This window comes from Psychroserpens mesophilus (assembly GCF_000826645.1).
GTDB classification, from domain to species: Bacteria; Bacteroidota; Bacteroidia; order Flavobacteriales; family Flavobacteriaceae; genus Psychroserpens; species Psychroserpens mesophilus.
Window position 1 is genome coordinate 136,619 of the sequence record NZ_JXJP01000001.1, and the last position, 12,882, is coordinate 149,500.

General features: G+C 33.1%; 15 protein-coding genes. 10 read left to right on the forward strand and 5 right to left on the reverse strand.

Translation table 11 applies throughout. From position 1 onward, the window contains the following. Positions 1 to 2: 2 nt before the first annotated feature. The 7 genes from TD18_RS00565 to TD18_RS00595 all read left to right on the forward strand — a co-directional run bounded on the left by TD18_RS00565 (position 3) and on the right by TD18_RS00595 (position 5,432). Positions 3 to 365: a hypothetical protein gene (locus TD18_RS00565; protein ID WP_040247093.1), complete on the forward strand. Its 363-nt coding sequence runs from the start codon at positions 3 to 5 to the stop codon at positions 363 to 365. A 97-nt stretch (positions 366 to 462) separates the two neighbouring features. Beyond that, entirely contained in the window at positions 463 to 1,026 is a 564-nt protein-coding gene (locus TD18_RS00570) for a TetR/AcrR family transcriptional regulator (protein ID WP_040247095.1), read from the forward strand. Positions 1,027 to 1,093: 67 nt separating this feature from the next. Next, positions 1,094 to 1,651 carry a carboxymuconolactone decarboxylase family protein gene (locus tag TD18_RS00575; RefSeq protein ID WP_040247097.1) on the forward strand — a complete coding sequence of 186 codons (558 nt, stop codon included), beginning with the start codon at positions 1,094 to 1,096 and terminating at the stop codon, positions 1,649 to 1,651. A gap of 4 nt (positions 1,652 to 1,655) precedes the next feature. Further along, positions 1,656 to 2,468: a DUF6503 family protein gene (locus TD18_RS00580; RefSeq protein ID WP_040247100.1), complete on the forward strand. Its 813-nt coding sequence runs from the start codon at positions 1,656 to 1,658 to the stop codon at positions 2,466 to 2,468. Positions 2,469 to 2,737: 269 nt separating this feature from the next. Then, positions 2,738 to 3,838 (forward strand): alanine dehydrogenase, encoded by a 1,101-nt coding sequence (gene ald, locus TD18_RS00585; RefSeq protein WP_040247102.1) that lies wholly within the window; start codon positions 2,738 to 2,740, stop codon positions 3,836 to 3,838. 106 nt (positions 3,839 to 3,944) lie between these two features. Continuing rightward, on the forward strand, positions 3,945 to 4,640 hold the full coding sequence (locus TD18_RS00590; protein ID WP_040247897.1) for a zinc metallopeptidase: 696 nt from the start codon (positions 3,945 to 3,947) through the stop codon (positions 4,638 to 4,640). Between the two features lie 87 nt (positions 4,641 to 4,727). Then, positions 4,728 to 5,432 (forward strand): Bax inhibitor-1/YccA family protein, encoded by a 705-nt coding sequence (locus TD18_RS00595; RefSeq protein ID WP_040247104.1) that lies wholly within the window; start codon positions 4,728 to 4,730, stop codon positions 5,430 to 5,432. A gap of 45 nt (positions 5,433 to 5,477) precedes the next feature. Here TD18_RS00595 and TD18_RS00600 read toward each other — a convergent pair whose 3' ends face one another. Genes TD18_RS00600 through TD18_RS16525 form a run of 3 tightly spaced genes read right to left on the reverse strand, consistent with a single transcriptional unit; the run spans position 5,478 to position 7,556 of the window. Continuing rightward, a complete protein-coding gene (locus tag TD18_RS00600) occupies positions 5,478 to 6,155 on the reverse strand; it encodes a response regulator transcription factor (RefSeq protein WP_040247107.1) in 678 nt (225 codons plus the stop codon). Beyond that, a complete protein-coding gene (locus TD18_RS00605) occupies positions 6,145 to 6,951 on the reverse strand; it encodes a sensor histidine kinase (protein ID WP_040247109.1) in 807 nt (268 codons plus the stop codon). Before TD18_RS00605 ends, TD18_RS00600 begins: the two co-directional genes overlap by 11 nt. Further along, positions 6,915 to 7,556 (reverse strand): hypothetical protein, encoded by a 642-nt coding sequence (locus TD18_RS16525; RefSeq protein WP_052460980.1) that lies wholly within the window; start codon positions 7,554 to 7,556, stop codon positions 6,915 to 6,917. The genes TD18_RS00605 and TD18_RS16525 overlap by 37 nt, the downstream gene beginning before the upstream one ends. 144 nt (positions 7,557 to 7,700) lie before the next feature. Between TD18_RS16525 and TD18_RS00615 the strand changes: the two genes are divergently transcribed. Next, on the forward strand, positions 7,701 to 8,735 hold the full coding sequence (locus TD18_RS00615) for a T9SS type A sorting domain-containing protein (RefSeq protein WP_040247111.1): 1,035 nt from the start codon (positions 7,701 to 7,703) through the stop codon (positions 8,733 to 8,735). Between the two features lie 57 nt (positions 8,736 to 8,792). Here TD18_RS00615 and TD18_RS00620 read toward each other — a convergent pair whose 3' ends face one another. Together TD18_RS00620 and TD18_RS00625 are read right to left on the reverse strand one after the other, a co-directional pair. Next, on the reverse strand, positions 8,793 to 9,263 hold the full coding sequence (locus TD18_RS00620) for an Lrp/AsnC ligand binding domain-containing protein (protein ID WP_040247114.1): 471 nt from the start codon (positions 9,261 to 9,263) through the stop codon (positions 8,793 to 8,795). A 30-nt stretch (positions 9,264 to 9,293) separates the two neighbouring features. After that, the gene (locus TD18_RS00625; RefSeq protein ID WP_040247116.1) at positions 9,294 to 10,658 is read right to left on the reverse strand and encodes a saccharopine dehydrogenase family protein; all 1,365 of its coding nucleotides are present in this window, start codon (positions 10,656 to 10,658) and stop codon (positions 9,294 to 9,296) included. 77 nt (positions 10,659 to 10,735) lie between these two features. Between TD18_RS00625 and TD18_RS00630 the strand changes: the two genes are divergently transcribed. Beyond that, complete coding sequence (locus TD18_RS00630; protein WP_040247119.1) at positions 10,736 to 11,131, forward strand: DUF423 domain-containing protein; 396 nt, start codon at positions 10,736 to 10,738, stop codon at positions 11,129 to 11,131. A gap of 60 nt (positions 11,132 to 11,191) precedes the next feature. Further along, entirely contained in the window at positions 11,192 to 12,808 is a 1,617-nt protein-coding gene (pckA, locus tag TD18_RS00635) for a phosphoenolpyruvate carboxykinase (ATP) (protein ID WP_040247123.1), read from the forward strand. Positions 12,809 to 12,882 lie beyond the last annotated feature (74 nt).

The window sequence follows — 12,882 nt, forward strand, 5'->3', positions numbered from 1 at the left end:
AGATGAATATATTTAAGCTGAATAGAAACGATAAGATTGGCTTATTTTTATTTGCAGCTTTTGTCATTACCACCTCCTTAATTTACCTGTTTGAAGAACGTTTCGATGAAAGAAAATGGAGAAGCGATCCAGCAAGACGTTATCAAATGGTCGATGATGTGATTGAATCTCAAATGCTCATGGATAAATCTCAAGCGGAAGTTATTCAACTCTTAGGCGAACCTAATTCAAGTGCATCAGCCGAAAAAGAAGTGTTCTTATATCGATTAGGAAATCCGCCAACCTTTTTTGAATCAAAGCGAGAACAACTGCTGATTGTTTTTGAAAATGGTAAGGTGTATAAGGTCGCAACAACCCTTGAATGACTCCAAAATTCTAATTTAATGGCTTTTAAGTAATAAAGATCTGTTAAAAAATAGCTCATAACTAAATGATTGTTTAGTTTTGACCTGTTTAATACTTATGGCAAGAAAAAAACAATACAACGAAGCAGAAGTCATTGACAAAGCCATGCATGTATTCTGGCAAAATGGATACAAAGGCACTTCTATGCAAATGCTTGAAGACGAAATGGGCATCAATAAGTTTTCAATTTATTCAAGCTTTGGGAGTAAGAAGGGATTGTTTCTTGAAAGTATAAATTCTTATAAGAAGAAAACGAACCAATTGTTTGAAAAGCTAATTCGTGGTACAAAAGGTTTAGAAGACATCAAGGAGTTTTTCTATGATTCTGTCAATATTTGTTATGAAAAAGGAAATCAGAAAGGCTGTTTAGTAACCAACACCTATTATGAGTTTTCAGATTCTGAAGATGCAACGATTCAAGATAACATGGAAGGGTTTATGACTAACCTTAAGTCCATTTTTATTGAAAAATTAAGAATGGATTCTTCTAAAGATGACGCTACAATCATGAAGCAGGCTAATTTCTTATTACTAGCAAAGCATGGATTGGCTGCTTCGACAAAAGTTAATACTAAAAAGGAAATTGAAGATTATATTGAAATGACATTCAGTAAGCTTTAGATTTTTTTTACATAATAACTAAATAATCGTTTAGAAATAATTAATAACAATAGAGACCATTAAAATTATGACAACTTTAAAAATAAACACCCTTGAAACTGCTCCTGAAGGAAGCAAACAATTAATTGAAACATCAATAAAAAACTTTGGCAGATTGCCAGGATTGCATGGTGTATTAGCTTCTTCACCTCAAACCTTCGAAGCTTACCAAAAACTCCATGAATTATTTAGTAACTCCTCCTTTAATGCTGAAGAACTTACAGTTGTTTGGCAAACAATTAATGTAGAAAATGAATGTCATTATTGTGTTCCGGCTCACACAGGAATTGCTCATATGATGAAAGTAGATTCAGAAATTACCGAAGCACTAAGAAATCAAGAAGCTTTGCCAAATGAAAAACTTCAAGCTTTGCATGACATGACTTTAAAAATTGTTCGAAATCGTGGACACGTTTCTCAAGAGGATTTAAATACATTTTATGAAGCAGGTTATGGTGAACAACAAGTTTTAGAAATCATTTTAGGATTAGCACAAAAAACAATTAGCAACTATACAAATCATATAGCAAATACACCAGTAGATGCAGCATTTGAAAAATTTGTATGGGAACCAGTAAAATTATAACACTATGAACATTAAATCAGTATTAATTTTAGCACTAGGAACTCTGGTTCTGTCGTGTAATGACAAGCCAGAAAAAACTACAATGGAAGTTGTTAAAGACGATATTCACAATAAAGCACATGAGCTTGTAGTTGAAATGACTAAAAAAGTAGGAGATTATCAAACACTATTAAATAAAAAAGATGTTGTTTATACCTATACTTATCAAACTCCTGACGGGAAAGCAGATATATCTACCGAAAAATATATGTTTAATGGCGAACTTTCCTATGGCATGTATCACCAGCACGAACGAACGTTTCCTGAGCTTGAAGGTCCAATTGAACAAGGCTATAACGGAAAGGAATTTTGGCTAAAACATAATGGCAATAAGATACAGGATACTGTTCGCTTAAAAAGAGTGGCATTTAACAGACCAACCAATTTTTATTGGTTTGCGATGTTTCAAAAGCTGATGGATCCAGGTTTATCTTACGAGTATGTTGGTGAACAAGATATTAATGATATTCCTTATGATATTGTAAAAATCACCTTCAATAGCAACAATAATAAGCCTACAGATATTTATCAGCTTTACATCAATAAAAAAACGTCATTAGTTGATCAGTTTTTGTTTACAGTGGCCGATTTTGGAGTTATGGATGAGCCGTATTTAATGACATTGAAGTATGAGCAATTAGAGGACATGCTTATTCCAACACAACGACTATATAAGAAGTCAAATTGGAAAGCAGATGTAAGTGACGAACCATGGATTAAGGTGAATTGGACAAACATTACATTCGATAATGGTCTAACCATAAATGATTTCAATTAGAAACTTGTAATAATTACAATACGAAGTCCCTTTAAATAGCAGACACTCTATTTATGATCTGAGAAGATTTTATATGGAGTGTTTTTGTTTTGTATAACTGAATATTGTGCTTCAAAACTTTGAAAAATTATGCATAAAAATTACAAACTTTGCATTTACAAGGCTTCAATTTGAGAATGTCATAAAAATTTTTAAGAACTTAAATTTCAATCAGTACTGTTAAAATATTCATTGTATTTTTCTTTCGGTAACCACTAAATGACACAACGATGATTATAGGAATTCCTAAGGAAATTAAAAACAATGAAAACAGAGTAGGTATGACACCTGCAGGTGTTTTCGAATTAACGAGAAATAATCATACCGTATTTATTCAGAAGGATGCTGGTTTTGGAAGTGGTTTTTTTGATGAAGATTATCAGGAAGTAGGTGCGATTGTCTTAGATACCATTGAAGACGTTTACGCTAAAAGTGAAATGATTGTCAAAGTGAAAGAACCTATTGAAGAAGAATACCCTTTAATAACGTCTAAGCATGTCATTTTCACATATTTTCATTTTGCTTCAAGTGAAGTTCTCACCAAGGAAATGATAAAAAGTAAGTCCGTTTGTATTGCTTATGAAACGGTTGAAGATGATGACGGTTCCTTACCATTATTAACTCCGATGTCTGAAGTTGCTGGACGAATGGCAATTCAGCAAGGTGCTAAATATTTAGAAAAACCAATTAAAGGAAGAGGTGTTTTACTTGGAGGTGTTCCTGGCGTGCCTCCTGGAAGAGTTTTGGTTTTAGGTGCAGGAATTGTTGGAATTCAAGCTGCTAAAATGGCTGCTGGTTTAGGAGCTCATGTGACTATAATGGATATCAATATGAAGCAATTGCGATATGTGAATGATGTCATGCCAAACCATGTTGTAACCGAATTTTCCAGCGAATACAATATTAGAAAGCGTATTAAAGATCACGATTTAATTATTGGAGGTGTTTTGATAAAAGGCGCCAAAGCACCAAAGCTAATCACTCGTGATATGTTAAAAGAGATGCGACCAGGAACCGTTGTTGTTGATGTTGCTGTAGATCAAGGTGGTTGCATTGAAACAACTAAAGCCACAACTCATGAAGATCCGACTTATATTATTGATGACGTTGTGCATTATTGTGTGGCAAATATGCCAGGAGCTGTTCCTTACACATCAACTTTAGCTCTAACCAATGTGACCTTGCCCTATGTATTGCGACTGGCAAATCTTGGTTGGGAAAAGGCATGCGAACAGGATACATCTTTAGCAAAAGGTTTGAATATTGTTAAAGGTAAAATTGTTTATGAGGAGATTGCCGAAGCCTTTAACTGGAGTATTGATGCCATGTAATATTAATAGTCTCATAAAAAGATACTGACAAAATTTCCTACACTAAAATTGGCTCACTTTTTGTTATATTTAAACTATAAATTTTAATATAAAAATTATGAGTGGAATGATGGGATACTATATACTAATTGGAGCAATAGCTTTAGTTAGCTGGCTAGTAAGTAATCAATTAAAACAAAAATTTGCTAAATATTCCAAAGTACAGTTGCGTAATGGCATGAGCGGACAAGAAATTGCAGAAAAAATGCTAGCAGATAATGGTATTAGCGATGTGGAAGTGATTTCTGTGTCAGGTCAGTTAACTGATCATTACAACCCAAAAAATAAAACAGTAAACTTGAGTGAAGCTGTGTACAATCAAAGAAATGCTGCTGCTGCTGCAGTAGCAGCTCATGAAGTTGGTCATGCAGTTCAACATGCACAAGCCTATAGCGCTTTAGGTATGCGTTCGGCTCTTGTGCCAATAGTTAGTGTAACCTCAGGAATGTCACAATGGTTAGTGATAGGTGGTTTAATTCTCGGAGCTGCTGCTGGTGTTGGTTTAGGCTATTGGGTTGCTGTTGCTGGACTGGTGTTTATGGGTTTTGCAACCTTATTCAGTTTTATAACCTTACCAGTAGAATACGACGCAAGTAACAGAGCTCTAGCATGGTTAAAAGCTAAAAATGTGGTGACTCCTGAAGAATACAAAGGTTCTGAAGACGCTTTAAAATGGGCAGCTAGAACGTATTTGGTAGCTGCAATAGGAGCATTAGCATCTTTATTATATTGGGCACTTCAAGTATTTGGAAGTAGAGATTAATATTAATTATTAAACAAAATAATGAAGTCGGATAATTAAATTATCCGACTTTTTTCTTACATTCCATACTCTAAACAAAACTTACTCATGGAAAATCAAATTCAAGAACGTGTCTTACTCAATGAGGTTTCTGATATAGATCGCGTTGCTTTTTATAAAAAAACCTATGGTCACGTGGCAGGAGGTGTACTCCTTTTTATTGTCTTTGAATATTTATTATTGCAAAGCGAAACAATAGTCGATTTTGCACTATCAATGACTGAAGGTTATCGTTGGTTAATCATGTTAGGAGGCTTTATGCTGGCAACCAATTATGCTGAACGAATGGCAATGAAATCGCCAAATAAACAAACGCAGTATTTGGCTTACGGACTTTACATTCTAGCAGAGGCCTTTATTTTTGTACCACTTATTTATATTGCTGCATTTTATATGGAATCTGGTCCTGAAATTTTAAATCAGGCAGCCATAGTCACTTTGGCCTTATTTACAGGATTATCTGCAGTCGTGTTTTTGACTAAGAAAGATTTTTCGTTCTTAAAAACAGGATTAACGATTGGCTTTTTTATTGCTATCGGATTAATTATCGCTGGAACACTTTTCGGATTTAATCTTGGCTTATGGTTTTCTGTAGCCATGTGTTTATTAGCAGGAGGCTCTATATTATACCAAACCTCTAACCTTGTCAATAAATATACAACAGAAGATTATATACCAGCAGCTCTTGGATTATTTGCATCTTTGATGTTACTATTCTGGTATGTACTAAGTATTTTTATGTCAAGAGATTAAAAAACGAATGATATTATAAATAAGCATCCAAGTCGGGTGCTTTTTTTATAGTTGTTCTTCAAGAATAACTAATTTGTTTTGAATGGCATATACTACTAAGCCAGCGATATTTTTTGATCCTGTTTTAGTAAGAATATTATTGCGATGACCTTCAACAGTTCTTGGGCTGATAAAAAGTTTCTCAGCAATTTCATTTGTATTGAATTGATTGCAAATAAGATTGAGAATTTCTTTTTCTCGCTTTGTAAAATAGGAATTATCAAAATAAGATTTCTTTTGTTCTTCGGATGGATTAAGTAGCCCTTCATGAATAAATTTCATCACTTGCTCGTCGTAATAAAATCCTTTTTTATGAACTTCTCGTATCGTTTTAAGCATGAATTTAGGCGTACTGTTTTTGGCTAAATAGGCTACTGCTCCAATAGAAATCATATTAATAATAAATGGTTTGCTAAAGTAACTTGTAAGTGCTATAACCTTGATATCCTGAAATTCTTTCCTAATCAATTTAGTAACTTCAACTCCATTTATTCCTGGCATTTTTAAATCTGTAATGATGATTTCAGGAATTACTTTTGTATCACGAAGTTGATTCATCAGATCATTGCCATCTTCAGCATCAAAAAGAATTTCGATATCACTTTCTTTACTTAGAATAGATAGTAATCCTTTTCTAAAAAGTAATTCATCGTCTACTAAGGCTAACTGGATTTTAGATTGCATTCATTGATCTGTTAATGGTAAATGTACTGCCCGATTTTTCAGAACTCTCAATATAAAGATTTGCTTTTAAAATAGCGACTCTACTTTCAATATTTTGTAAGCCTATTCCTGATTTCTTGTCTGTGCCATTTACATCGAAACCGATTCCGTTATCTTTGAAAACATAGGAGAAACCTTCATTCTCTTTTTTTACAGTAATATCTAATTGATTTGCCTCTCCATGAGTAAGTGCGTTGTTTATTAATTCTTGTGTAATTCGAAACACATGGAGTTGGTTTTCAGAGTCAAGTTGACTAAGGTCTTCAATAAGATGTTTAATCTGGATGTTTGAGTTGGACGTATATTCTTCAAACAATTCTTCTAAAGTGACTTTAAGTCCGAAATTACTTAAGGTTGGAGGAATTAACTCATGTGCAATTTTTCTTGAACTTTCTAAGGTTTTGGTTGTAATGTCAAGTATATGATGCAAAGCATTTTTATGATTATTAGCGATGGTTTCATCATCAATTAATACATTAGTTGTTAAACTTACAACGTTTAATTTTGAACTAATAGCATCATGCAAATCTTGAGCAATTCGTTTGCGTTCTTCTTCTTGAACATTGATTGTGTTTTGTAGAATTTGCTTCTGATAATCAAGTTTTATATTTATTTTTTCCAGTTCTTTTTGTACAATTTTCCGACGAGAAAAATAGAAGAACAGAATTAGACCCAGAACACAAAGCACCAGAAATAGCAAGCCATAAACAAGAGCGTTGATTACTTGTTCTTGATTGTTTTGAAGTTCTTCCACCATTCTATAAAAATTAAAATTAAATAAGATGCGTACATCACTTTATTGATAAACCAAATATTTTTTCCTGCTTCATACGATACTTCACTTAAATAATCTCCTAATATAAAAATCAATGTGCTTATTGTGAGATATACTAATACACCGATGTTAATGTACATATACTTTGAGGGTTTACTTAAAGAATTGTATAAATGTATCACAGAATATACAATAATTGGTGAGCTTGTTATAAAAACTTCTGTAGTGTTGAATTTAAAATATAATTCAGGTAAAATGGCAAATTGAAAACCCAGAATTGTAATTATAAGCACCAGTAGTATATCAACCAATCGCTTTTGAGGTTTGGTAAATAATGATCTGTAAAACAATGATAAAATGACAAACTGTAAAATAAAATAATAATGCGACAAAAAGAGATTGCGTTCTTTGAATGCTGCCAGTGTAAATACACAGATGTTGATAATTAATGCACAGAAAAGATATAAGCAAAAGAGTTTATAAGTCTTTTTATTTTTGTTCTCTTTTAATCTCAAAATATACACAAATGTATTGATAACGATGAGTGCTATTACCGAATATTCAAAAAAAGAATTAATGATGTTCATAGATTAGAATTTCTTAATAGAAATGGGAAAAAAATTTAAGACAACAAATCAGGTATATGTACGTGATTTTAACTTGACGTAAATATACCTTAAAATAAGAACGTACAGTTTCTGAACTTTGATAGAACTCTTAAATCACGTATTATGAAACAACTTTACATTATTTTATTCTTAATCTCATCATTAGGTTTCGCGCAAACTTCATTAAATGCTGGTGATATATCCATATTTTGGAATCAAACAGATATTCCTGATGATTTTGCATTTGTAACCTATGTGGATCTGGAATCTGGAACAATAATTTATTTTACAGATTGTGGCACTTCAGCTTCAGCTTCAGCTCCTTTTAATAATCCATGTACTGAAGGGGCTTATGCCTACACAGTGCCTGTTGGAGGCCATAGTGCAGGTGATATAATAAAATTTGAGGGTGTTCCTGGAGAACCAGTGACAAACCCTACAAATCTCAATTTTTCGACTTATAACGATACAATTATTACTGGTAATTTGGGTACTTCAACAGGAGGAGATCAAATCATTGTGTTTCAAGATGCCTCAAACCCAGGAGGTTCAGCAATGGCTGCTTCAAATCCTAAATTTTTATTTGTGTCTAATACAGCGTCAACTTTATTTACTGGAACACCAACTGATTCAAATGAAACGAATTTACCACCAGGATTGAGTGATGTAGGTTTGCCAAGAACTGCGTTAGGAGTTGGTGCTGGTCCTGCAGCAGATGAAGAAGTTGATAATTCTGTTTATAATGGAACTTATACTTTTGATAGTTTTTTAGATGCTAAAATAGCATTAACGAATCCTGCTAATTACTATGCCACTAATACTAATCTGCCTGGAGATGCAGTGTATAATGCACTAGTCTCTGCTATTCCTCCAGCGTTGACCATCACTACCTTGTCAGTCAATCCTGTTGGATTCGACAAATCGTTGCGTATTTTTCCAAACCCATCAAATGGTCATATTACTATTAAAAATTCTGGAGTAGCACTAAATGAACTTTTAATAACAGACCTCAATGGTCGTGTGATATTTAATAAAAATTTAAATGGAAACGTTACAGATCAACAGTTAGACTTAAGATCTGTATTACATTCGGGATTGTATTTTATGACCCTGACTTCAGGAAGTGAAATCACCGTTAAGAAGTTATTTATTAAGTAATAATAATGTTATAGTAATTTGAATTAAAAAGCTCCAGAATTACTGGAGCTTTTATTTTTATATTTTTATTTGTCGGTCAATCTGTTGATTCAATGAAATGAAAGTTTCAGTTCGAGAAACACCAGTAATCGATTGGATGTCTCTATTAAGAACCTGCATTAAGTGCTCATTGTCCTTACATAAAATTTTGATAAAAATACTCCAGTTTCCTGTCGTATAATGACATTCAAGAACTTCTGGGATTTTTTGTAATTGTTTTACTGCTTCAGGATTACTTATCGCTTTATCTAAATAAATGCCAATAAATGCCATTGTCGTGTATCCTAAAACTTTAGGATTGATTATAAATTTTGATCCTGAAATTAACTTCGATTTTTCCAGCTTTCGTAAACGCTGGTGAATTGCAGCTCCCGAAATTCCTACCTGACGAGCAATTTCTAAAATAGGAGTCCTAGCATCAGACATTAATGCTCTGAGTATCTTTTTATCAATACCATCAATTTGGATACTTTGGTTTACTGTTTTCATCCCAGCGTGTTGATTTTCAAGAATAAAATATTATAGATTGAGAGGGTTGTAACCTAAATAAGGCACTTCTTTTTCAGAAAATTTAATTCCGAAGCCCTCCAGTTCAGTCAAAATAGGTTCGTATATTTCTTTGAGAATTGGAATTTGAACTCCAGGTGTGGTGATTTTTTCATTCAAAATAGCTAAAGTTGCTATCGCTACAGGTAAACCGACAGTTTTAGACATTGCTGTATAGGTTCTATCCTCACCTTTAACAACCATTGTAGAATCTATTTGATGCATTTTTCCATTGAGTTCATACCCAAATTTATGATACATCACAATCATATCTTTATCATCATCTTGCAGTGTCCAGCTATCCATTAAGATCTTTTGAAGTATTTGTGCAGGTGTCGCTTCTTTAAGGTCAACCATCTTAGTTTTACTAAAAATATCTAACTCTTCAAGCTTATCCCAAACAATATCATCCTGATCAATTTTTAAAGCGTGTCTAAATTTAAGTTCAACAGAATCTGTATGACTATAAGGCAAAAACGCATTTATAAAGTCACGATAACTCATGTTTTCACTATCTTCAATAGTGTAATCATCTGCTGTCATTCCTAATTGGACAAAAATATTCCATGCACGACTAAATCCAACGCGACGCATGGTGCCACGATATAATGTTTTGATATTTTCTAAGCCATACGCATCTTGATATTTTAAAGAATCTCTGTTGGCATACGCTTCAAAGCGTCCATAACCATCTATTTCTAAAAATTCCGTTCGTCTAAATAAACGGTTGTAAGGAATATATTTATAAGTACCTTCTTGTAAGAATTTTGCAGCACTACCTTGACCAGCCAAAACCACATTTCTGGGATTCCAGGTGAATTTATAATTCCATAAATTAGTATCACTTTCAGGCGCTACGAGTCCTCCAGTAAAGGACTCAAATAAAATCATTTTTCCACCTTTTGATCGAATGTCATCAATAACTTTCATGGCACTCATATGGTCAATTCCAGGATCAACGCCTATTTCATTCATAAAGACAAGTCCTTTATTTTTTGCTGCTTTATCTAAGTCTTCCATTTCTTTACTTACGTAAGACGCAGTAACCATGTGTTTTCCGTAGGTAATACAATCTCTAGCTACTTCAATATGGTAACGAGCTGGAAGCATTGAAATTACGATATCGGCATTTTCAATAGCATCATGTCTGGAATGGCTACTAAAGACATCGAGATTGATTGCTTGTCCATTTTCATGATTATTAATAAGTTTTCTGGCATTTTGTATGTTGATATCTCCGACGATAATATGTAAATTTTCTTCAGTAGATTTGTCTAATAAATATTTTATAAGGTACGATGCAGACTTTCCTGCACCTATAACTAAAATCTTTCGCATAATGGTTTTTGTTGAGTAATTTTGTAATGACGAATTTACTAAATACTAAGGGTTATTAAAACCAAAATCACATTTATATGAACAGGACTATTTTTATAACAGCCGCTATTTTGGGTGTGTTGGCAATTATATTAGGAGCATTTGCAGCTCATGGCTTAAAATCACTAGTATCTATAGAGTCTATAAACACCTTTGAAACAGGTGTGCGATATCAAATGTATCATGCTTTTTTTCTATTTATAATTGCTAATTTGAATAATTTAAGTGAACGGGTAAAACGCTTAATTTACTATTTTGTAATTATTGGATTAATTTTCTTTTCAGGGTCTATATATGGTCTTTCTACAAATGCCTTAACGAGTTTTGATTTTAAAAGTATCGGATTTATCACGCCTATTGGAGGCTTATTTTTAATAATAGCTTGGGTGATATTGTTAATAAACTTTTTAAAAATGGGTACTGATAAATCATAAATTAAAGGTGCTACTTTAAAATATTGTTTAATTTTGCAGTCTAAACAACATAAACAAATTATGGTAAACCATACACAAACTACGAAAACGATTGAGTTAGATAATTATGGCATTAAAAATGCTAAAATTAAGTATCAATTATCACCAGATGAACTTCATGATATTACAATTGAAAAAGGGCAAGGTGTTGAAGTTTCAACAGGAGCTCTTGCTGTTAATACGGGAGAATTTACAGGGAGATCTCCGCAAGATAGATTTATAGTAAAAGACGATATTACTAAAGATAAGGTTTGGTGGGGAAATATTAATATTCCTTTTGAGCCAAATGCTTTTGATAAGCTCTATGATAAAGTGGTTACTTATCTTTCTGGACAGGAAGTTTTTGTTAGAGATTGCTACGCTTGCGCTGATCCTAATTACAAATTAAATATTCGCGTTATAAATGAATATCCTTGGAGTAACATGTTTGCATATAATATGTTTTTACGTCCAACGGAAGATGAATTAAAGAATTTTTCACCTGAGTGGACGGTTATTAATGCTCCAGGATTTATGGCTGATGCCAAAATTGATGGTACAAGACAACATAACTTTGCGATTTTAAATTTTACTAAGAAGATTGCATTAGTCGGAGGGACAGGATATACAGGAGAAATTAAGAAAGGAATTTTTTCAGCATTGAATTTTATTTTGCCTGTATTTAAAAATACTTTGCCGATGCATTGTAGTGCTAATGTTGGAAAAGATGGAGATACTGCTATATTTTTTGGTTTATCTGGAACAGGAAAAACAACCTTGTCCACAGATCCAGACAGAAGTTTAATTGGTGATGATGAGCATGGCTGGACTAATGAAAATACTGTGTTTAATTTTGAAGGTGGATGTTATGCAAAAGTGATCAATTTATCACAAGAACAGGAACCAGAAATTTATGACGCCATCAAAAAAGGAGCAATACTTGAGAATGTAATCATTGATGCTAAAGGTGAGGTTGATTTTGCAGATACCACAATAACTCAAAATACACGTGTTAGCTATCCTATTTATCATATTGAAAATATACGAGTACCTTCAATTGGGAAAAACCCAAAAAATATTTTCTTTTTAACAGCTGATGCTTTTGGAGTATTGCCTCCAATTTCAAAGCTAACACCAAGTCAGGCAGCTTATCATTTTATTTCTGGATATACAGCAAAGGTGGCAGGTACAGAAGCTGGTGTTGTAGAACCTGTGCCTAGTTTTTCAGCATGTTTTGGAGCACCTTTTATGCCATTACATCCAACAGAATATGCCGATATGTTAAGTGCAAAAATGAAAGAAGCTGGTGTAAATGTTTGGTTAGTTAATACAGGTTGGACAGGTGGTCCTTATGGCGTTGGAACACGGATGAAATTAAAATATACGCGAGCAATGATTAGCGCTGTTCTTAATGGAGATTTAGGACTTTATAATTATGATGATTATCACATCCATTCTGTTTTTGGAGTTGCTCAACCGAGATCATGTCCTGGAGTACCTAAAGAAGTTTTAAGTCCGAGAACAACATGGAATAATGATGAAGCCTACTACAAAACTGCGTTTAAGTTAGCAAATGCTTTTCGTGAGAACTTTAAAAAGTTTGAAGAGAATGCTAGTGAAGAGATAAGAAGAGGTGGTCCTCAACGCTATTCTTTTTAAGTAGTTATATGTGTTAAATAAAAAAGCGATTTCAAATTGAAATCGCTTTTTTTGTTTTGTAAATGTGATTAGAG

Bases quoted from the DNA above. Each gene is read 5' to 3' on its own strand.
- TD18_RS00580 (WP_040247100.1), top strand. From the start codon at position 1,656: ATGAACATTAAATCAGTATTAATTTTAGCACTAGGAACTCTGGTTCTG.
- TD18_RS00605 (WP_040247109.1), bottom strand. From the start codon at position 6,951: ATGGTGGAAGAACTTCAAAACAATCAAGAACAAGTAATCAACGCTCTT.
- ald (WP_040247102.1), top strand. From the start codon at position 2,738: ATGATTATAGGAATTCCTAAGGAAATTAAAAACAATGAAAACAGAGTA.
- TD18_RS00615 (WP_040247111.1), top strand. From the start codon at position 7,701: ATGAAACAACTTTACATTATTTTATTCTTAATCTCATCATTAGGTTTC.
- TD18_RS00575 (WP_040247097.1), top strand. From the start codon at position 1,094: ATGACAACTTTAAAAATAAACACCCTTGAAACTGCTCCTGAAGGAAGC.
- TD18_RS00600 (WP_040247107.1), bottom strand. From the start codon at position 6,155: ATGCAATCTAAAATCCAGTTAGCCTTAGTAGACGATGAATTACTTTTT.
- TD18_RS00565 (WP_040247093.1), top strand. From the start codon at position 3: ATGAATATATTTAAGCTGAATAGAAACGATAAGATTGGCTTATTTTTA.
- TD18_RS00625 (WP_040247116.1), bottom strand. From the start codon at position 10,658: ATGCGAAAGATTTTAGTTATAGGTGCAGGAAAGTCTGCATCGTACCTT.
- pckA (WP_040247123.1), top strand. From the start codon at position 11,192: ATGGTAAACCATACACAAACTACGAAAACGATTGAGTTAGATAATTAT.
- TD18_RS00590 (WP_040247897.1), top strand. From the start codon at position 3,945: ATGATGGGATACTATATACTAATTGGAGCAATAGCTTTAGTTAGCTGG.
- TD18_RS00570 (WP_040247095.1), top strand. From the start codon at position 463: ATGGCAAGAAAAAAACAATACAACGAAGCAGAAGTCATTGACAAAGCC.
- TD18_RS00620 (WP_040247114.1), bottom strand. From the start codon at position 9,263: ATGAAAACAGTAAACCAAAGTATCCAAATTGATGGTATTGATAAAAAG.
- TD18_RS00595 (WP_040247104.1), top strand. From the start codon at position 4,728: ATGGAAAATCAAATTCAAGAACGTGTCTTACTCAATGAGGTTTCTGAT.
- TD18_RS00630 (WP_040247119.1), top strand. From the start codon at position 10,736: ATGAACAGGACTATTTTTATAACAGCCGCTATTTTGGGTGTGTTGGCA.
- TD18_RS16525 (WP_052460980.1), bottom strand. From the start codon at position 7,556: ATGAACATCATTAATTCTTTTTTTGAATATTCGGTAATAGCACTCATC.